This window comes from Desulfosporosinus meridiei DSM 13257, assembly GCF_000231385.2.
Classification (GTDB): domain Bacteria; phylum Bacillota; class Desulfitobacteriia; order Desulfitobacteriales; family Desulfitobacteriaceae; genus Desulfosporosinus; species Desulfosporosinus meridiei.
The window spans coordinates 3,837,712-3,863,284 of the sequence record NC_018515.1 but is presented as its reverse complement, the minus strand read 5'-3'; the positions used below and the strand labels follow the sequence as shown (position 1 = coordinate 3,863,284).

At 41.1% G+C, this 25,573-nt stretch carries 25 protein-coding genes; 23 read left to right on the top strand and 2 right to left on the bottom strand.

The genetic code is table 11. From position 1 onward, the window contains the following. Positions 1-26: 26 nt before the first annotated feature. The 3 genes from DESMER_RS17800 to DESMER_RS17790 all read left to right on the top strand — a co-directional run bounded on the left by DESMER_RS17800 (position 27) and on the right by DESMER_RS17790 (position 3,889). The gene (locus DESMER_RS17800) at positions 27-2,645 is read left to right on the top strand and encodes a PocR ligand-binding domain-containing protein (RefSeq protein WP_014904453.1); all 2,619 of its coding nucleotides are present in this window, start codon (positions 27-29) and stop codon (positions 2,643-2,645) included. A 228-nt stretch (positions 2,646-2,873) separates the two neighbouring features. Next, complete coding sequence (locus tag DESMER_RS17795) at positions 2,874-3,299, top strand: hypothetical protein (RefSeq protein WP_014904452.1); 426 nt, start codon at positions 2,874-2,876, stop codon at positions 3,297-3,299. A 155-nt stretch (positions 3,300-3,454) separates the two neighbouring features. Beyond that, on the top strand, positions 3,455-3,889 hold the full coding sequence (locus DESMER_RS17790; protein WP_014904451.1) for an Hsp20/alpha crystallin family protein: 435 nt from the start codon (positions 3,455-3,457) through the stop codon (positions 3,887-3,889). Positions 3,890-3,939: 50 nt separating this feature from the next. Here DESMER_RS17790 and DESMER_RS17785 read toward each other — a convergent pair whose 3' ends face one another. After that, entirely contained in the window at positions 3,940-4,125 is a 186-nt protein-coding gene (locus tag DESMER_RS17785; RefSeq protein ID WP_014904450.1) for an alpha/beta-type small acid-soluble spore protein, read from the bottom strand. A gap of 248 nt (positions 4,126-4,373) precedes the next feature. Here DESMER_RS17785 and DESMER_RS17780 point away from each other — a divergent pair, with 248 nt between their 5' ends. Both DESMER_RS17780 and DESMER_RS17775 read left to right on the top strand, forming a co-directional pair. Continuing rightward, a complete protein-coding gene (locus DESMER_RS17780) occupies positions 4,374-5,201 on the top strand; it encodes a TIM barrel protein (RefSeq protein WP_014904449.1) in 828 nt (275 codons plus the stop codon). Positions 5,202-5,337: 136 nt separating this feature from the next. Then, positions 5,338-5,943 carry a DUF3786 domain-containing protein gene (locus DESMER_RS17775; protein ID WP_014904448.1) on the top strand — a complete coding sequence of 202 codons (606 nt, stop codon included), beginning with the start codon at positions 5,338-5,340 and terminating at the stop codon, positions 5,941-5,943. 95 nt (positions 5,944-6,038) lie between these two features. Here DESMER_RS17775 and DESMER_RS17770 read toward each other — a convergent pair whose 3' ends face one another. After that, positions 6,039-6,542: a DinB family protein gene (locus DESMER_RS17770; RefSeq protein WP_014904447.1), complete on the bottom strand. Its 504-nt coding sequence runs from the start codon at positions 6,540-6,542 to the stop codon at positions 6,039-6,041. A 125-nt stretch (positions 6,543-6,667) separates the two neighbouring features. On the opposite strand from DESMER_RS17770, the gene ku reads away from it, so the two are divergent. The 18 genes from ku (at position 6,668) to rseP (ending at position 25,541) form a co-directional block, all read left to right on the top strand. Then, positions 6,668-7,606: a non-homologous end joining protein Ku gene (gene ku, locus DESMER_RS17765; RefSeq protein ID WP_014904446.1), complete on the top strand. Its 939-nt coding sequence runs from the start codon at positions 6,668-6,670 to the stop codon at positions 7,604-7,606. A gap of 218 nt (positions 7,607-7,824) precedes the next feature. Beyond that, positions 7,825-8,955, top strand: a complete 1,131-nt coding sequence (dprA, locus tag DESMER_RS17760; protein ID WP_014904445.1) for a DNA-processing protein DprA — start codon at positions 7,825-7,827, stop codon at positions 8,953-8,955. A 206-nt stretch (positions 8,956-9,161) separates the two neighbouring features. Next, entirely contained in the window at positions 9,162-11,261 is a 2,100-nt protein-coding gene (topA, locus tag DESMER_RS17755) for a type I DNA topoisomerase (protein ID WP_014904444.1), read from the top strand. 22 nt (positions 11,262-11,283) lie between these two features. Continuing rightward, positions 11,284-12,603: a methylenetetrahydrofolate--tRNA-(uracil(54)-C(5))-methyltransferase (FADH(2)-oxidizing) TrmFO gene (gene trmFO, locus DESMER_RS17750; RefSeq protein WP_014904443.1), complete on the top strand. Its 1,320-nt coding sequence runs from the start codon at positions 11,284-11,286 to the stop codon at positions 12,601-12,603. A gap of 2 nt (positions 12,604-12,605) precedes the next feature. Further along, on the top strand, positions 12,606-13,517 hold the full coding sequence (xerC, locus tag DESMER_RS17745) for a tyrosine recombinase XerC (protein WP_014904442.1): 912 nt from the start codon (positions 12,606-12,608) through the stop codon (positions 13,515-13,517). A gap of 89 nt (positions 13,518-13,606) precedes the next feature. Beyond that, on the top strand, positions 13,607-14,137 hold the full coding sequence (gene hslV / locus DESMER_RS17740; protein ID WP_014904441.1) for an ATP-dependent protease subunit HslV: 531 nt from the start codon (positions 13,607-13,609) through the stop codon (positions 14,135-14,137). An 11-nt stretch (positions 14,138-14,148) separates the two neighbouring features. After that, the gene (gene hslU, locus DESMER_RS17735) at positions 14,149-15,534 is read left to right on the top strand and encodes an ATP-dependent protease ATPase subunit HslU (RefSeq protein ID WP_014904440.1); all 1,386 of its coding nucleotides are present in this window, start codon (positions 14,149-14,151) and stop codon (positions 15,532-15,534) included. A gap of 44 nt (positions 15,535-15,578) precedes the next feature. Then, entirely contained in the window at positions 15,579-16,373 is a 795-nt protein-coding gene (gene codY, locus DESMER_RS17730) for a GTP-sensing pleiotropic transcriptional regulator CodY (protein WP_014904439.1), read from the top strand. Positions 16,374-16,421: 48 nt separating this feature from the next. Next, positions 16,422-16,889 carry a hypothetical protein gene (locus DESMER_RS17725; protein ID WP_014904438.1) on the top strand — a complete coding sequence of 156 codons (468 nt, stop codon included), beginning with the start codon at positions 16,422-16,424 and terminating at the stop codon, positions 16,887-16,889. A 186-nt stretch (positions 16,890-17,075) separates the two neighbouring features. After that, on the top strand, positions 17,076-17,801 hold the full coding sequence (rpsB, locus tag DESMER_RS17720) for a 30S ribosomal protein S2 (protein WP_014904437.1): 726 nt from the start codon (positions 17,076-17,078) through the stop codon (positions 17,799-17,801). A 227-nt stretch (positions 17,802-18,028) separates the two neighbouring features. Beyond that, positions 18,029-18,682, top strand: a complete 654-nt coding sequence (tsf, locus tag DESMER_RS17715; protein ID WP_014904436.1) for a translation elongation factor Ts — start codon at positions 18,029-18,031, stop codon at positions 18,680-18,682. Between the two features lie 99 nt (positions 18,683-18,781). Further along, entirely contained in the window at positions 18,782-19,507 is a 726-nt protein-coding gene (gene pyrH, locus DESMER_RS17710; protein ID WP_014904435.1) for a UMP kinase, read from the top strand. Then, positions 19,504-20,061, top strand: coding sequence for a ribosome recycling factor (frr, locus tag DESMER_RS17705; protein ID WP_014904434.1), 558 nt, complete (start codon positions 19,504-19,506; stop codon positions 20,059-20,061). Before pyrH ends, frr begins: the two co-directional genes overlap by 4 nt. A gap of 387 nt (positions 20,062-20,448) precedes the next feature. Further along, entirely contained in the window at positions 20,449-21,213 is a 765-nt protein-coding gene (gene uppS, locus DESMER_RS17700; protein WP_042333946.1) for an undecaprenyl pyrophosphate synthase, read from the top strand. Between the two features lie 9 nt (positions 21,214-21,222). Next, complete coding sequence (locus DESMER_RS17695; RefSeq protein ID WP_014904431.1) at positions 21,223-22,005, top strand: phosphatidate cytidylyltransferase; 783 nt, start codon at positions 21,223-21,225, stop codon at positions 22,003-22,005. A 10-nt stretch (positions 22,006-22,015) separates the two neighbouring features. After that, entirely contained in the window at positions 22,016-23,119 is a 1,104-nt protein-coding gene (gene ytvI, locus DESMER_RS17690) for a sporulation integral membrane protein YtvI (protein WP_014904430.1), read from the top strand. A gap of 61 nt (positions 23,120-23,180) precedes the next feature. Further along, the gene (locus tag DESMER_RS17685; RefSeq protein ID WP_014904429.1) at positions 23,181-24,329 is read left to right on the top strand and encodes a 1-deoxy-D-xylulose-5-phosphate reductoisomerase; all 1,149 of its coding nucleotides are present in this window, start codon (positions 23,181-23,183) and stop codon (positions 24,327-24,329) included. Positions 24,330-24,470: 141 nt separating this feature from the next. Continuing rightward, positions 24,471-25,541 (top strand): RIP metalloprotease RseP, encoded by a 1,071-nt coding sequence (rseP, locus tag DESMER_RS17680; RefSeq protein WP_014904428.1) that lies wholly within the window; start codon positions 24,471-24,473, stop codon positions 25,539-25,541. Positions 25,542-25,573 lie beyond the last annotated feature (32 nt).

Below are 25,573 nucleotides of genomic sequence, written 5' to 3'. Positions count from 1 at the left end.
TTTTATTTGCAAGGTTGGTGAAATGAATGAAAACCATGGAATACAAATTCACAGACTTCTTCGATCTATCTGAAATTCAGAAACTGCAGGATCTTTTTTCGGATGCGATGGGTGTAGCTTCACTCATAACGGAACCTGATGGAACCCCCATTACCGAACCCAGTGGCTTTTGTGGTTTATGTAACGAAATAAGAAAGACTGAAATAGGTTTTAGAAATTGCCTTATCTCGGATTCGATCATTGGAAGTCCTAATGAGGAAGGGCCGAATATCAAACGATGTTTAAGCGGAGGATTGCTTGATGGAGGAGCAAGTATCATTGTTGGTGGTAAACACATTGCTAACTGGCTGATCGGTCAAATCGTTGATGACGAGTTTAATATAAACCAAAATAATTATGCAGATTTAATAGGAATTAAGCGAGATGTTTATGAAAAAGAATTAGGGAAAGTAAAGCGTATGAGCAAATCCCAGTTTGTAAATATTTGTAATTACCTGTACCTAAATGCTCAAATGCTTTCCAAATATGCTCTCAAAGGAGTTTCCTTAGAGCATGAAATCGCCAGTAAAATTAATACAGAATTAGAAATGAAAGAGTTGAATACGGAACTTGAACTAAAAGTAAAAAGAAGAACTACACGGCTCGAAGAGCTTAATATAGAGTTGCAAGACAGCAATGCTATGCTGGAAGAAACAAATGCTGTATTAGAAGAAACAAATGCCGAACTTGAAGAGATTAATGCAATGCTTGAAGAAGAAATCGCTAAACGGCAAAGGGCTGAACTGGAAATTAGGCTATTAAATGAAGACCTTGAAAACAAGGTGATTGAGCGAACAAACCAACTGCAGGATATCAATGCAATGCTTGAAGAGGAGATAATTGAGAAGATAAGAGCTGAAAATGAATTGAATCAAGAAAGAGTTTTCACCGATGCCTTATTTGACAGTGCTCAAGGAATGATTTTTCTTTACGATGATAATCAAAGGCTAATTCGATGGAATAAGAAGCATGAGGAGATGACGGGGTATACCTCTGCAGAGTTAGCTCATAAGAGTTTATTAGATTGGTACGAAGGAGACGAGAAGAGCAAGAGTGCTGTTTTAAAGGGAATCGGAATGGTTTCGAAGAATGGCTTTGGAACCGCTGAAGCCAACTTACAAACAAAGGACGGTATAAAAATTCCTATGTACTTTACAGCAAGTACTGTAGTTATCAATGGCAAACAATATTTTGCAGGAATAGGAATTGATACTACAGAGTGGAAGCAGTTAAATGAGAGAGTTAAAAAGTATCAGGTTTTAGCCGAAAAGGCTAATGATGCAATGCTGTTTATCGATAAGGAAGGAAATATTCTCGAAGCTAATGATGCCGCGGTTAGGATCTATGGCTATACATATTCCGAACTCCTGAACTTAAAAATATTTGATTTAAGGCGTATTGATGCCTCAAATATTGTTGATCAAATGGCTTTGGCGGATAGCGAGGGAATTATTTTTGACGCAATTCATTACTTAAAAGATGGAACTCCGATTAATGTTGAAGTAAGTTCACAAGGTACCTACTTAGGAGAAAAAAGAGTTCTTCTCAGTATCGTGAGAGATATCACAGATCGCAAGAAAAAGGAAGATGAAAACCGCTATTTGAGCTATCATGATCCTTTGACTGGTCTTTATAATCGAAGATTCTATGAAGAAGAAATTAAACGTTTAGATACAGAGCGTAACATTCCAATTTCAATAATTGTAGGGGATGTGAATGGACTTAAGATCTTAAATGATGCATTTGGACACGATAAAGGGGATGAACTTCTGGTAAAAGCAGCTAAGGCTATTCAGCGGGCGTGCAGAGCAGATGATATTGTCGCCCGCTGGGGTGGAGACGAATTTGTTATCCTTTTGCCAAAAACAACGATGGAAGACGCGGAAAGAGTTGTAACGAGAATAAGAGAAAAATATGCCAATGTACAAGTAAACTCAATACGTGTCAGTATTTCATTTGGATGGGATACAAAAACAAAATCGGATGAGAGTATAATTAAAGTTCTTAAGAGTGCTGAAGATTCGATGTACAAAAATAAAATTATTGAGAATGAAGGCATGAGAGGAAATACGATTAATACCATCATTAATACCTTACATGAAAAGAACCCTCGGGAGGAACAACACTCAAAAAGAGTAAGTCAAATATGTCAAGATATTGGAAAAGCAATAGGATTACCTGAAATCGAAGTAAGTGGTCTAAAAGTTATAGGCTTATTACATGATATAGGGAAAATCGCCATTGAAGAACATATCCTCAATAAACCCGAAAAGCTTACTAAGAATGAGTGGGAACAAATTAAGAGGCATCCTGATATCGGTTTTAGAATATTGAGTACATCCTATGAAATGTTAGAATTAGCCGAAGGTATTTTGGCTCATCATGAGCGGTGGGATGGTAAGGGTTATCCGAAAGGGTTAAAAGGTGAAGAAATTCCTAAAGTATCAAGAATCATTGCTCTGGCCGACAGTTATGATGCAATGGTAAGTGAACGCCCCTACCGAATAGCTTTAAGTGAGGAAGCAGCCTTACAAGAGATACTTAAAAATTCGGGGACACAGTTTGATCCTGAACTAGCCCAAATATTTGCCATGAAATTACGTTAAACGATGATCAAAAGGTATCTATTCTTAGAAACTTATTTCTTGGATAGATATCTTTATGTTTTGTTGCTATTTGCTTGAATGGTGTACGATACGAAAATAAGCGGGAAATTCATCAAAATTAATTATAATAATGTCCAACCTTCTCTAAATTACATATATTACCATTGAATAGAGAATAAGCGAACTAACAAAAATTCTCTATAAATATATTTAGGGAGGATTATAGAAATGGCCCTCTTAAATTACAACAGAAGTATTCTAACGAATGAAGCTTATACTTCTGCGGTCGTACTCGACGGATTTGACCAATTAATTTTACAGTTTGGACTATTTGTCTCGCAATCCACAAATTTTGTCGAACTGCTGACATCGGTTGGTTGGATCGTCACTAATGTCAATCCCCTGGAACCAGATCAGCCAATAATTGCTCTTACCATTCTACAAGATGGTCTAGTCGTTGCCTCAATCAATCAGGAATCAATAGAAGATGGAGCAGATACGCCTCTGGAGAATTTAAGCACATTTCAAGCCGTCCTAACTAATGTTGCTGCAGGGCATCATGTCTATCAACTATTCGCTCGTAACCTGCAGACTTCTCAAGGGACAATAACACTTATTGGGCCAGCTAATATTTCAGGGAAAGTCATCAGTTAAGTAAAGAAGAGGAGGTGTTGCAAACTGCTTTTTAAGTAGGTTGCTTCACCTTTTATAATTTATGAAGGTAACAGTTATCATAAATCTCTCTATCTGGCAAGGATAATCAGGGTTAAAAAAGTGTATCCTAAGGCTAAAAACAAGAGGTGAGTGATATGTCGTCGTTGATTCCCAACGAACCATTTAGTTTGTCGGATCCTTTTTGGAATGAGATGGATCGATTTTTGAAGCAAGGAAAGGAACTATTTACAGAAGGTTTGTATCGCATAGATGTTGAAGAAACCCAACATAAAGTTATTGTAGTTGCAGAAATTCCTGGAATTGAAAAACCGGAGGATCTTAATATTACGTTAGATGAAAATCGATTAACAATTCAGGGAGAGGTTAGAAAATCTACTTATGATGGCGATGAAGAAAGTATTTCTCGACATTCGGAAAGGCATTTTGGAAAATTTTCAAGATTGTTGACACTTCCCGCTATGGTTAAAACTGATGGTGCTCATGCCAGTTATAAAAACGGAGTATTAAAACTGAGTTTTTTAAAAGATGCTCACCCGGCAGCACGTAACATAGAAGTAGATTTTCATTAGTCTAGGTTCAGAGTTAGAGCCGAGCATTAAATTGCTCGGCTCTAAAAATATTACGTCATGCTTTTTCCGGGCAGATTACGTTCTGCCATTTCAATAGCCATCTTCACCATATTGCCGCAATCCCTTGAAGAAACACCGCCAAATCCTTCTTGGTGAAGGGTTCCCGCAAAACCTAACTCTTGAGAAATCTGTTCTTTTAAAGCATCAGACATAATACTGCTACGACGTCTTGACATAAGGGAATCCTCCTTTCAAAGTGGGGTCAGTTTCTTTCAACATTTATGATGAAAGTACTATTAGTATAACAATATTTCAAAACAGTATGTAGTTAACATATCAACTATTATTGGAAATTGAGCAATAATTAGGGGATTGAAATTTAAAATAATTGGGCTTGAACAATAGGTACTCTTCTTAGGTTCATTGGCTTTTTAGAAGAAAAAGGATATAATGTTTAGAAAAAACAGTAATGGAGTGAACCTTTTTGCCATTATTATTTGGAACAGCAGGTGTCCCGCTCTCTTCGAAAGATCGTTCCAGTGAAGGAGGGGTGCGTCGCATACGAGAGTTAAATCTCGACGCCTTAGAGTTAGAGTTTGTCCAGGGAGTACGAATGGGGGAAGAGAAAGCAAGAAAAGTTGGTATGATTGCCCAAGAAAACAATATTGCTTTAAGTTGTCATGCTCCTTACTATATTAATCTAAACTCTCGCGAACCTGAGAAAATTTCGGCAAGCCGAGATCGTATTTTACAAACTGGACGAATTGCAAAAATTTTAGGTGTGCGTAGTGTAGTATTTCATCCTGCTTTCAATCACGATAATTCATCTGAGATAGTCTTAGCGCGAGTAGTTCGTGAACTATCTCTCGTGCGAGAAACCCTTGATGCAGAGGGTAATGAGGTCATCCTTCGTCCAGAAACTACAGGAAAAGGGACGCAATTTGGGGATCTGCAAGAAAGTATTTTGATAGCTCAAGAAGTACCTGGAGTTTTACCTTGTATTGACTTTGGACATCTTCATGCCCGGACAAATGGCCGGTACAATTCCTACGACGAATTTTGTGAGATCTTGGATGTAACCGCCGAGAGTTTAGGGGATCGGTGGGTGAAGAATGTTCATTTTCACATTTCCGGGATTGAATATGGATTAAAGGGTGAAAAACGCCATCTTCCCCTAAGGGAATCTGATTGCCGGTATGAGGAACTTATCAAAGCCTGTCATAGCTTTGGTGTGGATGGGTTGGCAATCTGCGAAAGCCCCAATTTGGAGGAGGATGCACTCTTATTACAAAAGGTATACACGGCACAATAGAAATCAGAAAAATGTATTTGATAGAACCCCTCAGTATCTATAGAGAGGATGTTCAGCTTTAGCTGATTAGTCACTACAATTTAAAGAAAAGAAAATGATATCTTGGTTTAAAGAGGAACGAGTAGGAGGAGATTGAATGAATTACTCTGCAGCTCATGAGGTAGCCCTAAATAAGTTTCAGTCTTGTTCTTTGGAAGAAATGTCCCGCTGTTCAGGCTATCCAATAAAAGACAATTCTTTACTGATAGATTTTTTAGGCCAGCATTTTGAATTAGACTATCCGAAGGGTACTTTTAAGCCGATACAGGTTTCAGACGGAGAACTTCCGATAGCAACTCAAATATTAATTCTGCACTACGTTTCTAATCTTAGTGAACCCTTTGAAGTAGGTTCATTTATTTCTTACAAGGAATTACCCGGAGGAGCTATTTATATTAAACCATTTACCGGAAGGGCTATAGACCCACTGGTAAGAATTTTTGGGTCTGACCCGGAGGGCCTCCTTGCAGTAGCGAAGTACTTAGGAGGGCAAGCCAATGGATTGGGAGACGTAGGAATTACATATAAGGTATTTCCCCGCGTTCCGATAGCGTTGATCCTTTGGAGAGCAGATGAGGAATTTCCTGCCTCAGGAAACATCCTTTTTGATGCGTCTGCACCAACTGTTTTGCCAACTGAGGATTTTGCAGTCTTAGCCAGTACGGTTGTCTTTGGCTTTAAGCGGATCAAGGCAAGGTTATAAAGGATAATTTCGTGTTACAAGAGCTTGTATATTAAGGCCCAGGCAAACTTCAATTTGCTTGGGCCTTAATATAAGAGCAAAGATTTTTCGACTATTTATACCGAAGGAGGCTCCATACCGAATTGAGACCACTCTTCACGAGACGGGCCCATAATCCCGGGAACTTTGATTCCTGCCTGACGCATAAGAACAGTCATCTGCCCACGATGATGGATTTGGTGATTAATAAGGACACTTAATGTGGTACCGATTGTCCAGGATTCTCCATACATATCTCGCTTTTCTGAAAGAGTTTGATCATTCCAACGTCTTTTTATTTCAGCAAGCATTGTCTTATTAACGTCAGTGTACGTTTGAGCAATTGTTTTTGCATCCTTTGGCACGGGGGCATCTTCTTGAATACCCTCAAATTCCAAACCGGTCTTTGCGAGCATCTCAGGAATTGTTGTTACAATATGCCAAGCAATGCGACCTAAAGTGCGATCATTAACTGTTATAGATTGTCCAAGGGATTTGTCAGTTAAACAGTCTAATAGTTTTTGGGTAGATTCCGATTCCTTTTCCCAGCTGAGAATAAATGTTGCTAAAGAAGTAAACATATGCATAGTCCTCCTAGAACTTTAAATTAATCTTAATATTACCAGCTGATCACCTGCCAGGTCAATCTAACACAATGCATTATTACCTCCTTTACAGATCACAATAAAACAGGGAGGAATGTTAAATGCATACATTATGGAAAGGCTCCATTAGTTTTGGCTTAGTTAATGTCCCAGTGAAAATGCATGCTGCCACGGAAGCACGAGATCTTAAGTTTAATTATCTGCATAAAGAGTGTAAAAACCGCATTCGTCAAATCAAAAAATGTCCTGTTTGTGATTTAGAGGTTGGGTCAGACGACTTAGTTAAGGGATTTGAATATGAAAAAGATCGATATGTTGTGTTAGACGACGAGGAGCTTACTTCTTTAGAACAACCTATGAGCAGATCCATTGACATTCTTGATTTTATTAATCTTCCGGAGATTGATCCGATATATTATCAAAAATCATATTATCTTTCCCCCGAAGAAACTGCTTTAAAAGCTTATCGGTTGCTGTGTCAATCCATGGAGGAAAGTGGAAAAGTTGCCTTAGCGAGGGTAACAATGCGCTCTAAACAACATCTAGCTTGTTTGCGTGTGTTTGAAAACGGCCTGGTAATGGAAACCATGTATTACCCGCAAGAAATTCGTCACATGGATGTAGTTTGGGATCGTGTGGTTCCAACTGAAGCAGAACTAACTATGGCTAGGCAATTGATAGAGAATCTGGCTCGCCCCTTTGACCCCGAAAAATATCATGACGAATTACATGAGCAAATGGTTAGCTTAATAGAAAGCAAGGTCACTGGTGAAACTTATCAAGTAGAAACCCCTAGCAAAGGTGGAAAAGTTGTCGATTTAATGGAAGCTCTCAAAGCTAGCATTGCTTTAACCGAAAGCGAAAAAAGCCAATCACAGCCAATAAAACCCAATGAAACAATAAATTTAATTAATTCAGTTAACGATGGTGATGGCCTTGAGAAAAGACATGCAGACAATTCACAAGATAAAATTATAAACAAACCAAAATCCACATTGACGCCTCGAAAAAGAACTTCGCGACGAGCAAAGGAAGCATAGGGAATGGTTTCAATTAATAGGGTTGCCGTTTCAACCCCTAACGGTAGATCACTTTCATATATGTTGAAAAAAATGAGGATTAAGTTTAATTATGACTAAAACCAATGATTTCCCCGAGATCTTACGCTATTTTGCATAAAAGCTGAAAATGCAACAATATTCTGCGCAGGAGAAGTAGCCTATTGTCCCGAAGAGGAGGCTAAGGAGGAGGCGCGGGTATGGGGATGGAACGAGAAAAAATAGTTAGGGCGGCATTTCGGACAGTTAAGGGTCTGGGAAGCCAGCACTTACGTCAGCTTATTGCCTGCTTTGGCAGTGCAGTCAAAGCTTGGGAAGCTTCCACGCAGGAATATCTTCATATATTTAATCAGGAAAAGTGGATTAAGGAATTACTAAAAGCCAGACAAATAATTGATCCTCAAAAGGTAGGGGATGCGCTGATAAGACAGGGAATCAAGATAATAACTCCAGATGAGAAGGAATACCCTTCTTTGTTAGCTGAGTTATCGGATGCGCCTCCTCTATTGTATTATCGTGGGCAATTAAAAGGGGATGGGGATGGGCTGGCCATTGTAGGCTCTCGAAAGGCAACTCCTTATGGAAAAGCAGTTGCTAAGATGCTTGCTCGGGATGCTGCTGCCAAAGGAATCATTGTTATCAGCGGCCTCGCACGAGGAATTGATACTGCTGCCCACCAAGGGAGCCTGCAAGCGGATGGAGTAACCTGGGCCTTCCTCGGTTGTGGCCTTGACAAAATATATCCTCAAGAAAACAAAGGACTTGCTGATGAAATACTGAAAAATGGAGCATTAATTAGTGAATTTGTACCGGGCTCCCCACCTAATGCTGTACATTTTCCTGCCCGTAATCGCTTGATCAGTGGTTCTTCTCGAGGAGTTGTGGTTGTAGAGGCAGCGGAAAAAAGCGGTGCCTTAATAACCGTTGATTTTGCCCTAGAACAAGGGCGAGAAGTATTTGCGGTTCCGGGACCGATTTTTAGCGAGGTAAGTCGGGGGTCTCATCATTTGCTTCGTCAAGGAGCCAAAATTGTTGAAGGTATTGATGATATTTGCAACGAACTGCCTATATGGTCAAACCATGAAGGATATAGTTCGTTGCTTAGAGGGCCTTCAGGCACAAGTAAAGAGGGCTCTGGTCTTGCAAAAGAGGAATTAGATTATGAGTCTCTTTTAAGTCAATTAAGTGATGTACCAATACATATTGACCAACTTACTATGAATTCTAGCCTCACGGTATCGGCGATCTCTTTGGCCTTATTAGAACTACAATTAGGGGGAAAAGTGACTCAATTACCGGGACAACATTATGTATTAGCTAGAGAACGCTAGACATACTACCAAAAAGGCGTTAAGATAGGGCTTAGTTTTATGATTTTTATTCTTAAGTACTGAGAATAAACTATTCTGGATATAAGTGTATATAAGAAAGCAATTAGGTTATTACTGTTTTCTGAAAGAAAACATTCAAGTTCGATTCTCGGTGTATCGGAATTCGAACCTCCAAAGAGTTTTCTTTATGTTATAGAGGTGAAATAATGTCAAAAACGCTTGTAATAGTGGAGTCTCCCGCTAAGGCAAAGTCCATCAGCAAATTTCTAGGAAGCAGGTATACAGTTAAAGCTTCAATGGGACATTTACGAGACTTGCCGAAAAGTCAATTAGGTGTGGATTTAGAAAATGATTTTGAACCAAAATACATTGCCATTCGCGGACGAGGAGATCTGATTAAGGAATTACGTGCCGCTGCTAAAGGAGCGGACAAGGTTTTTTTAGCCTCTGACCCGGATCGAGAAGGAGAAGCAATAGCCTGGCATTTATCCCATTTACTAGGACTTAACAAAGAGGATAAAAATCGGATTGAATTCCACGAAATTACTAAACAAGCTATTCAATCTGCTATCAAACATTCCCGTCAAATTGATCAGGATCGAGTGGATGCTCAACAAGCGCGACGGGTATTAGACCGTTTGGTGGGATATCAACTAAGTCCATTACTCTGGCGGAAAATTAAGAAAGGACTAAGTGCCGGACGGGTTCAATCTGTCGCAGTCCGTTTAATTGATGACCGAGAAGAAGAAATACAAGCATTTGTATCGGAAGAGTATTGGAGTTTAAATGCGAACCTTCAATCTGCCGGAGGAAAATTCTTCGCTAAACTTATGAAAAAATCCGGCAAGAAAATAACTATTTCCAGCAGAACAGAAATGGACACTGTTTTAGCAGATTTAGCTGGAAAAGTGTTTGAAGTTTCTGATGTGCGTACTAAAGAGAAAAAGAGACTTCCTGCGCCACCCTTTACTACAAGTAGTTTGCAGCAGGAAGCTCACCGGAAATTAGGGTTTTCACCAAAGCGCACCATGATGTTGGCTCAACAGTTGTATGAGGGGCTTGATCTCGGCAAAGAAGGTACCGTCGGTTTAATTACATACATGCGTACAGACTCAGTTAAGATTGCAGAAGTTGCTCAGGAGGAGGCTAAGGAATGGGTTCTGGCTAACTACGGTAATGAGTATTATCCGCCGGAACCACGTCAGTTTGCTAATAAAGGGAGGTCTCAAGAAGCCCATGAGGCAATCAGACCGACTCTCCCTTTGCGAACTCCTGATTTGTTAAAGGGGATTTTGTCCCGTGATCAATTGAGATTGTATCGTTTAATCTGGGAGCGCTTTATGGCAAGTCAGATGAGTGTGGCCATTATTGATACCTTGACTGTGGAATCCCAAGTGGATGATTATTTATTTAGAGCAAATGCCTCCAGTGTTCGATTCCCGGGTTTTTTAGCGATCTATGAAGAAGGCAATGATGATGCTGAATCGACAGAGGACGAACAAAGCGCTTTGACTCTTTTAGTTACGCCAGGAGAAAAATTGCAGGTCATTAAACTTCAAGAGAAACAGCATTTTACCGAACCACCTCCACGATACACTGAGGCATCTCTTGTTCGAAAGATGGAGGAAGAGGGGATCGGAAGACCAAGTACCTATGCCCCAACCATTGAGACCATTCAAACAAGGGGCTATGTTCTTAAAGAGGAAAAACAGCTGCTGCTTACAGAACTGGGTGATATCGTCATTACTTTACTCAAAGAGCATTTCCCAGACATCTTGAATCTGGAGTTTACAGCGAATTTAGAAGAGCGGCTTGATCTTATCGAAGAAGGCAAGGCCTCATGGAAGGCTGTGGTTCAAGACTATTATGTTCCTTTTTCGATAACCCTGGCCGAGGCAGATGAGAAAATTGGCAAGGTAAAGATTGAGGATCAGGTTTCAGAAGAAATATGTGAAAGCTGTGGCCGCAATATGGTCATAAAAATGGGGCGTTATGGTAAATTCTTAGCTTGCCCAGGCTTTCCTGACTGCCGGAATACTAAACCTCTGTTCGAAGAGGTGGGGGCCAACTGTCCCACTTGTTCCAAACCTCTTGTGGTTCGCCGTTCCAAGAAGGGGCGTAAGTTTTACGGGTGTCTCGGCTATCCGGAATGTGACTTTGTTTCTTGGGAAATGCCTGCTCCTGACCCTTGCCCAGAGTGTCAGCAACTGATGGTTATAAAATCAACAAAACGACAAAAGAAGCACGTTTGTACAAATCCGGAATGTCGACACACAAAAGTAATTGAGGAAAGTGAATCTAATTAAACTTTAGGAGCGAATAAATTACATGCAAAAGTCAATAACTGTTATCGGAGCAGGTCTAGCAGGTTCAGAGGCTGCTTGGCAGCTTGCCGAGCGCGGTGTTCAGGTTGAATTGTTTGAAATGCGTCCGACTAAAATGCCACCTGCTCATCAAACAGGTGGGTTTGCTGAGCTTGTTTGCAGCAATTCCCTTAGAGGCGCTGCTATTGAGAATGCCGTCGGATTATTAAAAGAAGAAATGCGCCGTTTAGGATCTTTGATCATGAGTGCGGCAGATCATAATGCGGTTCCCGCTGGCGGTGCCTTAGCTGTCGATCGGGAACTGTTTTCAAGTGAAGTTACAAAAAGATTAGAACAACATCCCAATGTGAGTATTCATCGTAGAGAAGTGCATAAGCTACCGTTAACAGGAATTACAATAGTCGCTAGCGGTCCATTAACCTCAGATGATTTAGCAGAGGATATATTAAGGACAACCGGTGAGAATGCATTATCCTTCTATGATGCGGCTGCTCCAATAGTTACCTTGGAATCGATTGATCTAGAGAAAGCCTTTTATGCTTCCCGGTATGATAAAGGAGAAGCAGATTACTTGAATTGTCCAATGAGTAAGGAGGAGTATGAGTCCTTTTATCAGGCCTTAGTTGAAGCTGAGATGTCGGAAGTTAAGGGATTTGAACAAGGCAAGGTCTTTGAAGGTTGTCTGCCTATTGAGGTGATGGCCAAGCGTGGACCACAGACACTTACATTTGGTCCCTTAAAGCCAGTAGGTTTGGTCGACAAGAGAACCGGAAAAAGATCATATGCTGTAGTGCAACTTCGTAAAGAAAATCAGGCGGGAACTTTATTTAATTTGGTAGGGTTTCAAACTCATCTAAAATGGGGAGAACAAAAGCGAGTATTTGCTTTAATTCCAGGCTTAGAAAAGGCCGAGTTTGTACGTTATGGAGTAATGCACCGTAATACATTCTTGAATGCTCCGAAAGTTCTAAAGGCTGACTTTAGCTTACGTCTTAACCCCGAGCTCTTCTTTGCCGGTCAAATGACAGGAGTCGAAGGGTATGTCGAATCTGCAGCCAGCGGGCTTCTGGCAGGACTTAATGTATGGAGGAGGCTCAATGGGATGGAGACCTTGGTTTTTCCTCCTGAAACGGCTATAGGGGGATTAGCCCGCCATTTAGAAGGATCCCCGAGTCAAAGTTTTCAACCGATGAACATAAATTTCGGCTTACTCCCGCCTTTGTCTCAGAGGATAAGAGATAAGCGGGAAAAGAATACTAGGATTGCTGAACGAGCCCTGGCTGCCATAGAGGAATTTTGCCTTAGAGAGGATATGGGGAGGTAGGAATGCTTATCGATCAAGCATTAAGTTTGTTTATAGGCTACCAAAACTCTCAAAATCGTTCAGAGCATACGATTGTTGCTTATCAGACCGATTTAAACCAGTTCTTCAATTTTGCGGCGTCTGACTTGGGACAAGAACCTGAAGCACTCACCGTGGATCAGATCGATATCTATACTGTTCGTAGTTTTCTTGGTATCCTGTCAGAACATGGATTAGCAAGAAAGAGCATGGCTCGAAAACTGGCAGCTCTGCGGTCATTCTTTAAATTTTTATGCTACAAGGGCATCCTAAAAGATAATCCGGTACGGCGGGTGGCAAGTCCGAAGCTCGGACGAAAACTCCCGCATTTCCTATATACAGATCAGATTGGAGGGCTGCTTGGGGCTCCGGATGAGTCGAATCTTTTAGGCTGTCGAGATAAAGTGATTCTTGAGCTTCTTTACGGTTCAGGGCTTAGAGTGAGTGAGTTGATTAGTCTTGATCGAGACAGTTTGGATTTGGACAGCGGCCTGATACGAGTGCTTGGCAAGGGGAATAAGGAGCGGGTGGTGCCGGTTACAAACTACGCTATTCAAGCCATAAGAGCCTATCTGAAGATGCGTGCAGATCACAATAAAGCACTGTTGCTGAATTATCAAGGAACGCGTCTTTCAGAGAGATCGGTTCGTAGGATTTTAGATAAACTGGTTGCTAAGATTAGCCTTGAACAACATGTCCACCCTCATATGCTGCGTCATTCTTTTGCTACTCATTTGTTAGATGGAGGAGCGGATTTAAGAAGTGTCCAAGAGCTATTAGGACATAAGAAGCTTTCTTCCACTCAAATATATACTCATCTAACTCGGGAACGGCTTAAAGAGGTTTTTAGTCAAGCTCATCCTCGAGCAAAACTCTCTATAAACGACGAGAAATGATAAGTTTTCTCAAAAAAATGTAAATTACCTACAATTCAACTTGACATGCTGAAATTGCCCTAGTAAACTTGATTTAAGGGGGGTTGATTATGTTTCATGCAACAACTATTGTCGCTGTGAAGAAAGGGGAACAAGTAGCTATAGCGGGTGATGGTCAAGTAACTATGGGGCAAGCGACCATTATGAAACATACGGCCCGCAAAGTTCGTCGCTTATTTCATGGGAAAGTCATTGCAGGGTTTGCCGGATCCGTTGCGGATGCGTTTACTCTTTTTGATAAGTTTGAGCAAAAACTCGAAGAGTATCATGGAAACCTACAGCGATCAGCTGTAGAGTTAGCGAAGGAATGGCGAATGGATAAAATGCTGAGGAATCTTGAAGCCTTATTACTTGTTGCCGATTCCCAAAATCTTTTAATTGTATCCGGTTCAGGTGAAGTGATTGAACCAGATGATGGAATCGCAGCTATTGGGTCAGGTGGAAACTATGCGCTGGCAGCGGCGCGTGCCTTAGCTAAACATTCGGATCTACCAACATCTGTTATTGTAAAAGAAGCAATGCTAGTAGCTGCGTCAATATGTGTTTATACCAATGATCAAATAATCGTCGAAGAGTTATAGGGGGTGTGACTATGGAACACTTGACTCCGCGTCAAATTGTCTTAGAATTGGATCAGTATATTATCGGACAGAATGCAGCAAAACGAGCTGTTGCCGTTGCTTTGCGGAATCGTTACCGACGCTCTTGTTTGCCGGAAGATTTGCAAGAAGAAGTTATACCCAAAAACATTTTGATGATTGGTCCAACAGGCGTTGGTAAAACAGAGATAGCCAGACGGTTAGCTAGGCTCGTCAGAGCCCCCTTTATAAAAATTGAGGCAACAAAATTTACCGAAGTTGGCTATGTGGGCCGGGATGTTGAATCAATCATCAGAGATTTAGTTGAAATATCCTTACGCATGGTCAAGGCCGAGCGAATGGAACAAGTACAGGCTCAGGCAGCGGTTAATGCCGAAAAACGCTTGCTCGAATTACTTGTTCCGGAAAAACGCGCCGAGAGTACATCCAGCAACCCCTTTCAAATGTTATTTGGTCAGGCATCGAACCAGGAAAAGGAACCTCAAGTGACTCCTGAAATTGAAAAAGAACGGAAGCTTGTTAAAGAACACTTACTGCGTGGGGAGCTTGAAGAGAAAGTTATTGATATTACGGTTGAGGAAAGTACGCCTCTGTCGGATATGTTAGGCAACAATAACATGATGGAGATGGGGCTCAATATCCAGGATATGATGTCCGGGATGCTCCCCAAGCGTCATAAGAAAAGAAAAGTTAACGTTCGCGAAGCGCGAAAGATTTTGATTCAGGAAGAAGCCCAAAATTTAATTGATCAAGATGAAGCTGTGCAGGAAGCAATTCGTAGAACTGAACAAGAAGGAATTGTGTTCTTAGATGAGATCGATAAAATTGCCGGACGTGAAGGTACAAGTGGAGCAGATGTTTCTAGAGGCGGAGTTCAACGTGACATTCTCCCAATCGTTGAAGGATCGACTGTTGTCTCAAAATATGGTCCGGTTAAGACAGACCACATCTTGTTTATTGCTGCAGGGGCCTTTCATGTAAGTAAGCCTTCAGATTTAATTCCTGAGCTGCAAGGGAGATTTCCGATTCGGGTGGAACTTGAATCCTTAAGTGTAGCAGATTTCAAAAGAATTCTTACAGAGCCTCAATCATCACTTATTAAGCAATACAGTGCTTTATTGAGAACTGAAGGGATAAACGTTGATTTTACAGAGAATGCTATTGATGAATTAGCAGAAGTTGCCTACAAAGTTAATTCAACCACAGAAAATATTGGGGCTCGACGACTCCATACGATTGTCGAAAAAGTTCTGGAAGAATTATCCTTTGAGGCTTCGGAACTCCCTGAAGATTATACGGTAACTATCAACAAGGAGTATGTGGAACATCGCTTAGGCGATGTCATTAAAAACCAAGACCTAGCCCGTTATATTTTGTAAATTTGACAAACGGAGAACTTAAAGTTAAAGGGGGATTTATTAACATGGAAACGACATTATTAGAAAAAACAAGAACTATAAATAAATTAATTCAGAGGGCAGCTGGTAATCCTGTAGATTTTGAGGAAATGGCCAAAGTATTAAGGCAGGCTGTAACGGCGAACTGTTACATTGTAGGGCGACGCGGAAAGATCCTTGGTTACAGCTTTATGGATGGTTTTGCTTGCGGAATCATGGAAGACATTGTTGTTCACAGCGAGCGATTTCCGGAAAGTTACAATGAAGGGTTAATGAAGATTACCGGAACTACGACAAATACTACTCAAGTTGCTAATGGCTGTATTTTTAATAGCACTGAATCCTGCGGTTTCACTAATAAATTGACCACCACTGTACCTATTTTAGGTGGAGGAGAGCGAGTTGGAACCCTAGTACTTGCTAAGTATGATGTGGAGTTTAATGAAGATGATTTAGTGCTTGCTGAATATGGAGCAACTGTCGTCGGTATGGAAATTTTACGTGTGAAGGCAGAACGTGCTGAAGAAGAGGCGCGTAAAAAAGCTGCTGTCCAAATCGCAGTAGGAACCTTGTCGTACTCTGAACTAGAAGCAGTTGAGCATATCTTTGCCGAATTAGGAGGCGGAGAAGGTCTTTTGGTTGCCAGCAAAATTGCTGATCGTGTAGGAATCACTCGTTCCGTAATTGTTAACGCTCTGAGAAAATTTGAGTCTGCCGGGGTCATCGAGTCAAAATCTTTAGGGATGAAAGGAACTTATATTCGCGTTCTTAACGATTACTTACTTGATGAATTGGAAAAACACACTAAGCACATGAAGTAAAGTTCCACAGCAATCTACACCAGCCAGTATTGTTTAGGAGGTGTTACGATGGAAGAACATGATGAGGAACAACATGATTATGTTTACCAACTGAAGCCCCTTATTGTACCGGGCCTTGTGTTTCTTATTCTATATCCCTTGATTATTGGGGGTATACACGCTTTTAGTAAGTTGCCTCCTTTAGAGCTTCGAGTGCTGATTGGAATCTATGCTGTTGCAGTACTCGTTATTATAACCTTGTGGGTATTTGGAAAGAGTAAACATGTTATTATTGATAAGGGGCAAATTATCTTTCAATCCTTACTTGGAGAACGTGTTTTGGAGCCACAAGATATTAGACGAGTTGCCTTTTATTTTGATGATAAAGGTCAAGAAATCGCTCAGATACGGACAGGCCAGGACTTATATTATGTGAGCGAATTCTATTTCCCCTTTCCTGAACTTATGAGTGATTTGGAGATCTTTATTCAGAAATATGATATCCGGTCAAATCTTTCCAGACATGCTGCCTGCTAACTTAGACAACACCAAAACATTATATAGATATTTCGTTGCAATGGAAAAGGGAATATGTTAAGCTAGTAGCAGTGTGATTTAATGACACACGCAGTGGGATGAAAGTATCAGTTCCTTGTCGGGAGGCAAGGGGTACTTTGAGATGAACCTGCGGTGGACAAAACAAAAAGAGAGTAGGTATTTAAAATGGCTGTAATTTCAATGAAACAATTACTGGAAGCGGGTGTTCACTTTGGACACCAAACTCGTCGCTGGAATCCGAAGATGGCACGTTATATTTTTACTGAGCGCAATGGAATCTACATTATTGACCTGCAAAAGACAGTAAAAAAAGTTGATGAGGCTTATAACTTTGTACGGAATCTTGCCACTGAAGGCGGTACCATGCTGTTTGTAGGTACCAAGAAACAAGCACAAGAGTCAGTTAAAGAAGAAGCTGCTCGTTGTGGAATGTACTTTGTTAATGAGCGATGGCTCGGTGGAATGCTGACTAACTTCCAAACTATTCAAAAACGTGTAGATCGTTTGCGTGTTTTAGAGCGTATGGAGGCAGAAGGTGTTTTTGAAGTGCTTACGAAAAAGGAAGTTTCAGCACTGCGTCACGAGATGGAAAAATTGGAGCGCTTCTTGGGTGGAATCAAAAACATGAAAAAACTCCCGGATGCTCTGTTTATTGTAGATCCTCGTAAAGAGCGTATTGCTGTTGCAGAAGCACGCCGTTTGAATATTCCTATTGTAGCAATAGTTGATACCAACTGTGACCCGGATGAGATTGATGTTGTTATTCCAGCAAATGATGATGCAATTCGTGCAGTCAAGCTGTTAACAGCTAAAATGGCTGATGCTATTATTGAAGGACAACAAGGTAATGAAGAAGAAGCTGAAGAAGCTGGGGAAGCTGCTGAGGCGTAAGTCAAGTATTATTGAAATGCGAGGTTCGAAGTTCGAAGTTCGAAGTTCGAACCTCGCATGTTTGATATTACTTACAACTTTATTTGATATACCATAAATACTTAAAACGTTTGGTTTGTAGAAAACACATATAATATAGTTGGCGTTAAACATCGAGTGTCGAGATGAAATCGATGATCGTCCCTCGCATCTCGCGTTTTACGCCTCGAAAATAGGAGGTTAAAACAATGGCGGAAGTAACTGCAGCTCTAGTTAAAGAACTCAGAGAACGTACCGGTGCAGGCATGATGGATTGTAAAAAGGCACTGATAGAATGTGGTTGTGAATTGGAGAAGGCTTGTGATTATCTCCGTGAAAAAGGACTTGCTGCAGCAGCGAAGAAGGGTGCACGTGTTGCGGCAGAAGGATTAATTGAAGCCTATATTCATGGTGGCGGACGGATCGGTGTACTGTTAGAAGTGAACTGTGAGACGGATTTTGTGGCTCGCGGGGACGAATTTAAGACCTTGGTTCGTGATATAGGCATGCATATTGCAGCTGCAAACCCACAATATCTAAACAAGGAAGAAGTTCCGGCAGATGTACTCCAACATGAAAGAGATATTTTGAAGGCCCAAGCTCTTAATGAAGGTAAACCGGAAAAAATTATTGAAAAAATGGTAGAAGGCCGAATTGAAAAGTTCTATAAAGAAGTATGTTTATTAGAACAAGCTTTTGTCAAAGATCCAGATAAGAGCATTAAGGATCTGGTTCTAGATAAGACAGCTAAGATCGGTGAGCGTATTGTCATTCGTCGCTTCACTCGTTACGAGTTGGGTGCAGGTATCGAAAAACGACAAGATGACTTCGCAGCTGAGGTAATGAAAGAGTTAAATCGATAATTGACATAATCAGCAATCTAGAGAACACCCTGGTGTTCTCTTTTTGAAATATCCAAAATGCATACAAAAGAATAGAAATAGAATGGTGGAGGTTAATCCATGGAAAAACCACGGTATAAACGAGTTGTCCTTAAGATAAGCGGGGAAGCGCTGGCAGGGAATCAAGGATTTGGCCTTCAACATGATATGCTGGTTTCCGTAGCGGAGCAAGTCGCTGAAATCCGAGACATGGGGGTTGAAGTCAGCCTAGTTGTTGGTGGAGGAAACTTATGGCGTGGTATTACGGGTAGCGCACAAGGAATGGATCGCTCTCAAGCTGATTACATGGGTATGCTGGCAACAGTGATGAACGCCTTGGCTTTACAGGACGCTCTGGAAAAAGCAGGATCAGATACCCGGGTTCTATCCGCTATAGAAATGCGACAAGTCGCTGAACCATATATTCGCCGGCGAGCCATCCGACATCTGGAAAAAGGGCGGATTGTGATTTTTGCAGCTGGGACTGGTAACCCTTACTTCTCAACGGATACTACTGCAGCCTTAAGAGCTGCGGAGATTGAAGCTGAAGTAATCTTAATGGCTAAACGAGTTGATGGAGTTTATGATTCTGATCCGATGACAAATCCAAATGCTCAAAGATTTGATAAATTGAGCTATTTAGATGTACTTAGTAGAGGTCTTGGGGTAATGGATTCCACGGCTACATCATTATGCATGGATAATAATATACCGGTAATTGTTTTTGACCTAACCAAACAAGGTAATATTCGTCGAGTTCTGATGGGTGAATCGATTGGAACATATGTTGGGAGGGATAGTCAATGATTTCTGAGGTCATTAAAGACGCTAACGAGCGAATGCACAAGGGAGTTGATGCATTGCGCAGGGAATACACAACAATACGAGCAGGTCGGGCCAACCCAAGTGTCTTGGATAAGGTAATGGTCGAATATTATGGTGCCCCTACACCGATTAATCAACTTGCCAATATTTCAACTCCTGAAGCAAGAATGCTTCTGATTCAGCCGTGGGACAGAACGGTTTTACCGGCAATTGAAAAGGGAATTATGAAATCAGACTTGGGCCTTAATCCGTCCAGCGATGGAAATGTTATACGCCTTATGATACCTCAACTGACTGCCGAGAGGAGAACGGAATTAGTCAAGACCGTTAAAAAGAAGGCGGAAGAAGCGCGGGTTGCAGTACGGAATGTGCGCAGGGATGTTAATGATCAGTTGAAAAAGTTAGAGAAGGATCATGAAGTCTCTGAAGATGAGGTTAAACGCGCACAGGATGAAGTGCAGAAAATAACCGATAAAATTATTAAAGAGATAGATCGAGTCATGGAAACAAAAGAAAGTGAAATCGTAGAAGTATGAGTCAGACTTGGCTCGGTCGAGATTGGAATGAGGTTAAACCCGAAATTGAGCGCTTATCTAAACCTTACGCTTTCCAAATCACACGTCCCCATGGTAATATAGAATCGTGGGGAATCTACCGAGTTGTTCGGGTCAGAGAGTTTTGTGACCATTTGGATTTCGTATTAGCACATGAAAATTTCTCGATCAGACAGACATTGACCCCCTAAGATTTAAGGGGGTCTTACTCTTAATACGGGTTTGTAGTTCGAGTGGCTTCGAAGAACGGCCCAAGAACTATGTGTCGATGTGAGTACTAAGGGCATACAAAATGAATCGCTTTAAGAGGACAAATATGACACAAACATCGAACCACTAACAACGAATATCGAAATAGGGGTGTAAATGATGTGGCTCAAGGCTTGGAAACAAAATAAAGAGAATTCTCTCGATCAGATTGCGCTCGAACGTCTTCCTCGCCATGTTGCCATAATCATGGATGGGAATGGGCGGTGGGCTAAAAAGCGTGGGCTTCCCCGGTCAATGGGACATCGGGCGGGAGTCGAGGCTTTACGAAAGATTGTGAAGACCTGTTCCAACTTAGGAATTAAGGTTTTGACCGTCTATGCATTTTCTACGGAAAATTGGAGTAGGCCAAAGGATGAAGTTGGTGTTCTTATGACTCTTCTTACAGAATACTTAAGAAAAGAACTGCAAGAACTTCATCATAATAATGTTGTTATTCGGGCTATAGGGGGTATTTCAGCTCTGCCTTCGGAAGCGCAGAAGGAGTTAGAAAACTCAATTAAACGTACTCAAAATAATACGGGCCTTATACTTAATATTGCCTTAAACTATGGTGGACGATCAGAAATCATAGATGCTGTCAAAAAAATAAGCAACGAAGTTTTAAATCAGAAACAGAAAATAGAAGACATTAATGAAAAATGCATTAGTGATGCACTTTTTACAAAGGGTTTGCCTGATCCTGATTTAATGATTCGGACTTCAGGAGAGATGAGGCTAAGCAATTTCTTGCTCTGGCAGTTAGCGTATACTGAAATTGTAGTTACCGAGGAGCTTTGGCCCGATTTCGGGGAAAAGTCATTACTTAATGCAATTAAAGCGTACCAACAACGGGATCGCCGCTTTGGTGGAATACATACAGATTGAGGAAAACACATGTTTAAACGAACCATGAGTGCACTTATCGGTGCGCCACTATTACTGGGTTTAATATATTTGGGGGGATCTTATACAGCATTTTTGATAGCTGTATTGACATTCCTGGCCTTGCGAGAATTTTTACAAATTGGTGTTCAGATGGGAGTAGCCCCTTGGTATATACAAACTTCTACAGCCACTGCTGTGTGGCTGACTAGTTTATTCATTGGTAGGGAAGAATGGATAATGGCGGCCCTTATATTTTGGTTTCTTATTTGCCTGGGACGCCTTGCCTTAACATATCCTAAGACGCAGCTCACGGAAGCAAATTTTAATTTATTAGCTGTTCTTTATGCAGTAGTCATGCTGTCTCACCTCTACTTACTTCGGCAACTTCCGCGAGGAATCGAGTGGACAATGCTTACGATTTTTTTGGTATGGGCTACAGATACCGGTGCATATCTTATAGGGAGACAATTTGGTCAGCATCTTTTAGCTCCTAATGTAAGTCCTAAGAAGACTATAGAAGGTTCCATCGGAGGCTTAGTCTTCAGTATCATAATAGCCCTTGTCAGCTGGCACATAATCGGAGGAGCACCTTGGCATAACTATATTGTCATAGGCGTAATAATTGGAATTAGTGCTCAAATTGGAGATCTATTTGAATCAGCATTAAAACGCAGTGCAGGAGTTAAAGATTCAGGGAACCTTATACCTGGGCATGGGGGGATTTTAGATCGTTTTGATAGTCTTATATTTGCCTTACCGTTGGTATACTATGGAATAATACTGCTGTCATGAGGTGAAAGTAATGAGTATTCAAAAACACCCTCTATGGGCAAATATCAATAGGTTGGCAATAGTAACAAGTCTGCTTGTCCTCCTAAAACTTTTTACATACTTTTTCCATGATTTCTTACCGATTTTTTTTGGAGTTGTTAGCGAGTTATTTAGCGCATTTCTACCCTTCATTATTGCCCTGATCATTGCTTTTTTACTTGAACCCCTTCTAGTTAGGTTAATGAGGGCAGTAAGAATTAGAAGACCTTATGCAGCAATACTTTCTTTACTTATTGCAGTTGCAGGATTAAGTCTTTTTGTTTTTATAATTGTTGCACGCCTCTATACAGAGTTGTCTGAGTTAGCTATCAGTTTACCTAATTATGGCTATCTGGTAGATTTGGTCTCCAAGCAAGTGGAGACAGCTGAAAGGTTTGTAGAGGTTAATCCTCAAATACAAGATACTTTGTTTTCAGCGACTCAATCGTTAGCTTCTACACTACAGGCTTGGGCAAAGTCTGCCAGTTCACTTTTGTTGTCGTTTTTAACTGCATTGCCTAGAGTATTCATAATATTAGTGGTCTCTATTGTTGCCACATTACTAATCAGCTCAAGTTATCCGGAAGTAAGAAGATTTATATCTAACTTGTTTCCACGACGATGGCATGTAAGTGCTCAAGCAATTAGCACTGATCTGGGAGCCGCTGTTGTGGGATATTTAAGGTCGCAGGCAATTTTAGTTTCGGTAACGGCCCTCTCTACAATTGCAGGACTACTAATCATGGGAAATCGTTATGCAGTAACTTTAGGGGTAACTGCTGGCATTTTGGACATTGTGCCTGTTGTGGGTACAGGAATCCTCTTCGTCCCCTGGATAATTGGACTATTTATTATGGGATCTTTGGGAGAAGGGGTAAAGCTCTTAGTTATGTGGATTGTAACAGTCACTATACGACAATTTTTAGAACCAAAGATTTTATCTAAAGGAATTGGGATTCACCCCTTACCCACGCTTATTTCAATGTATGTAGGGCTTCAATTGATAGGAGGGTTTGGTCTTATTGTTGGGCCTGCTTTTGTAATATGTTATGAAGCTGTGCGAAGAGTTGGTGTGTTCGGGCCTCCAAAAAACTAAAAGTTTGTAGATATAATTTCTATTAATATAATAAGCTATAAGCAGGAAGAGATGATTCGTCTTGAAAACACTGACAATCTTAGGGTCTACAGGGTCGATAGGGCGGCAAACATTAGATGTTGTCAGTCATGCCGAAGGACGCCTTAAAATTTACGCCTTGGCAGCCGATAAAAATGTCCGGCTTATGGAAGAACAGGCTCGGCTGTTTCAACCTGAAGTTGTAGTAATGATGGATGAACCTGCTGCCAGTGATCTACGCGGTCGGTTGAGAGATTTACCAATCAAAGTGGCTCAAGGAATGGAAGGAATAATTAATTCTGTTGTTGCTGAGAAAGTCGATATAGTTGTTACCGCCCTATCAGGCAGAGTAGGGTTGGAACCTACGCTATCTGCAATTGCAGCAGGAAAAACTATTGCCCTTGCCAATAAAGAGACCTTAGTGGCCGGCGGAGATTTGGTAATGTCCGCGGCTGAAAAAAACGGCTGTAAAATACTACCTGTGGACAGTGAGCATTCAGCCATATTTCAGTGTTTAGAAGAAAGTCCTGAAACAATCGAAAAAATTATTTTGACGGCTTCGGGAGGTCCTTTCTTTGGGTGGACAAAGGAAAAGTTAGACACTGTTACTTTGGAGAAAGCACTTTGCCATCCAAACTGGGAAATGGGTGCAAAAATTACTATTGATTCTTCAACAATGATGAATAAAGGATTGGAAGTCATTGAGGCCCATCATTTGTTTGCCTTGGAGTATGATGCAATAGAAGTTCTCATTCATCCACAGAGTGTAATCCACTCTATGGTCGAATATCAGGATGGTTCCGTACTAGCTCAGTTAGGCAGGCCGGATATGCGATTGCCAATTCAATATGCTTTAAGTTACCCAACACGATGGAAAAATCCCTTTGAGCGACTTAATCTTCGGGGGAAAACCTTGACATTCCATGAGCCGGATTTTGAAGCCTTTCCGGCCCTGGCTTTAGCGTATCAAGTTGGTCGACGAGGGGGAACTCTCCCAGCTGTAATGAATGCGGCTAATGAGGTTGTAGTTTTAGCATTTCTCCAAAAGAAGGTTTCTTATCCGGCAATTATAAATATCGTTAAAAAAGTCTGCTCGGAACATTATGTTTTAGATAATCTGGATCTGGGAAGTATACTCGATGCAGATAATTGGGCTCGTCAACGGGCCGAAGAATTAATTTCTGGGTTCTAAAAGATTAACAACACACAATTTCTAAATTAAATCTTGGCACATAAATATCATTCAGTGGAAGCAAATTATAAACCTTTCGATCCACGAATTACGAACCAGGTTCTGATATGGAGCCGCGAATATCGATAAGGGGGGGTTAAAGTGTTAACGACACTAGCCATTGTTTTTGTCTTTGGAAGCATGGTCATGATTCACGAATTTGGACACTATATTGTCGCAAAGTGGATTGGAGTTAAGGTAATTGAGTTTAGCTTTGGTTTTGGTCCGAAAATCGTGGGTTATCAGGGGAAAGAAACACTTTATTCTCTACGGATTGTTCCTCTTGGGGGGTTTGTCAAACTTCATGGTATGGATCCGGAAATCAATGATAATGGTCAAGCAGTAATTGCCTCAAACAAAGACGCCAGAAGTTTCATGAACAAGCCTATATGGCAACGCATGGCGGTAATAGCTGCCGGTCCTATTATGAATTTTGTATTGGCAATTGTTATGTTTGTCAGTGTTTTTGCTTACATGGGGATTCCGGCTCAGAGCAATACTAACACGATTGGCTCATTACTCAAAGATAAGCCGGCTGCAGCATCTGGCCTCCTTGCTGGGGATAGAATTATTGCTGTCAATCAAGACCCAACGCCAGACTGGACACGTTTAACTGAAGTAATTCATTCTAAACCAGAGCAAGTGATAAACCTTACTATCCAGAGAGGTGCCGATCAGCAACGTCATACTGTTTCTGTAAAGACCGAAAAGGATGCTCAGACAGGGCACGGAATGATAGGGATCGCACCTGAAGTTACTTATGTTCACGCCTCAATCATCGAGGCAACAAGAGTCGGAATTGAACGATCCGTTGATTTTACTAAGCTGATCGTTGTAACCTTAGTACAAATGATCACTGGAAAAATTCCTGCAGACGTGGGTGGCCCGGTGATGATAGCCCAGGTTATTGGAGAGGGTGCTAAAGAAGGTTTCTCTAATTTATTAGGGTTAACAGGTGTTTTGAGTATTCAACTAGGTCTCATTAACCTTTTTCCTATACCGGCACTTGATGGAAGCAGACTGGTTTTTCTTTTAATTGAAGGTTTGAGAGGCAAACCTCTTAATCCTGAAAAGGAAAATATGATCCATTTGGTGGGCTTTGTCTTGCTTATGGGTTTAATGCTGGCTGTAACTTATAAAGATGTTTTGCGCTTGTTTGTTAAAGCAGGTTAGATCTTGCCTTGATTGATATACAGGGGGAACGG

Bases quoted from the DNA above. Each gene is read 5' to 3' on its own strand.
- DESMER_RS17785 (WP_014904450.1), bottom strand. From the start codon at position 4,125: ATGTCAAGACGTCGTAGCAGTATTATGTCTGATGCTTTAAAAGAACAG.
- trmFO (WP_014904443.1), top strand. From the start codon at position 11,284: ATGCAAAAGTCAATAACTGTTATCGGAGCAGGTCTAGCAGGTTCAGAG.
- DESMER_RS17695 (WP_014904431.1), top strand. From the start codon at position 21,223: ATGTTTAAACGAACCATGAGTGCACTTATCGGTGCGCCACTATTACTG.
- topA (WP_014904444.1), top strand. From the start codon at position 9,162: ATGTCAAAAACGCTTGTAATAGTGGAGTCTCCCGCTAAGGCAAAGTCC.
- uppS (WP_042333946.1), top strand. From the start codon at position 20,449: ATGTGGCTCAAGGCTTGGAAACAAAATAAAGAGAATTCTCTCGATCAG.
- DESMER_RS17795 (WP_014904452.1), top strand. From the start codon at position 2,874: ATGGCCCTCTTAAATTACAACAGAAGTATTCTAACGAATGAAGCTTAT.
- hslU (WP_014904440.1), top strand. From the start codon at position 14,149: ATGGAACACTTGACTCCGCGTCAAATTGTCTTAGAATTGGATCAGTAT.
- hslV (WP_014904441.1), top strand. From the start codon at position 13,607: ATGTTTCATGCAACAACTATTGTCGCTGTGAAGAAAGGGGAACAAGTA.
- codY (WP_014904439.1), top strand. From the start codon at position 15,579: ATGGAAACGACATTATTAGAAAAAACAAGAACTATAAATAAATTAATT.
- tsf (WP_014904436.1), top strand. From the start codon at position 18,029: ATGGCGGAAGTAACTGCAGCTCTAGTTAAAGAACTCAGAGAACGTACC.
- rpsB (WP_014904437.1), top strand. From the start codon at position 17,076: ATGGCTGTAATTTCAATGAAACAATTACTGGAAGCGGGTGTTCACTTT.
- DESMER_RS17790 (WP_014904451.1), top strand. From the start codon at position 3,455: ATGTCGTCGTTGATTCCCAACGAACCATTTAGTTTGTCGGATCCTTTT.
- DESMER_RS17725 (WP_014904438.1), top strand. From the start codon at position 16,422: ATGGAAGAACATGATGAGGAACAACATGATTATGTTTACCAACTGAAG.
- frr (WP_014904434.1), top strand. From the start codon at position 19,504: ATGATTTCTGAGGTCATTAAAGACGCTAACGAGCGAATGCACAAGGGA.
- DESMER_RS17770 (WP_014904447.1), bottom strand. From the start codon at position 6,542: ATGTTTACTTCTTTAGCAACATTTATTCTCAGCTGGGAAAAGGAATCG.
- dprA (WP_014904445.1), top strand. From the start codon at position 7,825: ATGGGGATGGAACGAGAAAAAATAGTTAGGGCGGCATTTCGGACAGTT.
- pyrH (WP_014904435.1), top strand. From the start codon at position 18,782: ATGGAAAAACCACGGTATAAACGAGTTGTCCTTAAGATAAGCGGGGAA.
- ytvI (WP_014904430.1), top strand. From the start codon at position 22,016: ATGAGTATTCAAAAACACCCTCTATGGGCAAATATCAATAGGTTGGCA.
- xerC (WP_014904442.1), top strand. From the start codon at position 12,606: ATGCTTATCGATCAAGCATTAAGTTTGTTTATAGGCTACCAAAACTCT.
- ku (WP_014904446.1), top strand. From the start codon at position 6,668: ATGCATACATTATGGAAAGGCTCCATTAGTTTTGGCTTAGTTAATGTC.
- DESMER_RS17775 (WP_014904448.1), top strand. From the start codon at position 5,338: ATGAATTACTCTGCAGCTCATGAGGTAGCCCTAAATAAGTTTCAGTCT.
- DESMER_RS17800 (WP_014904453.1), top strand. From the start codon at position 27: ATGAAAACCATGGAATACAAATTCACAGACTTCTTCGATCTATCTGAA.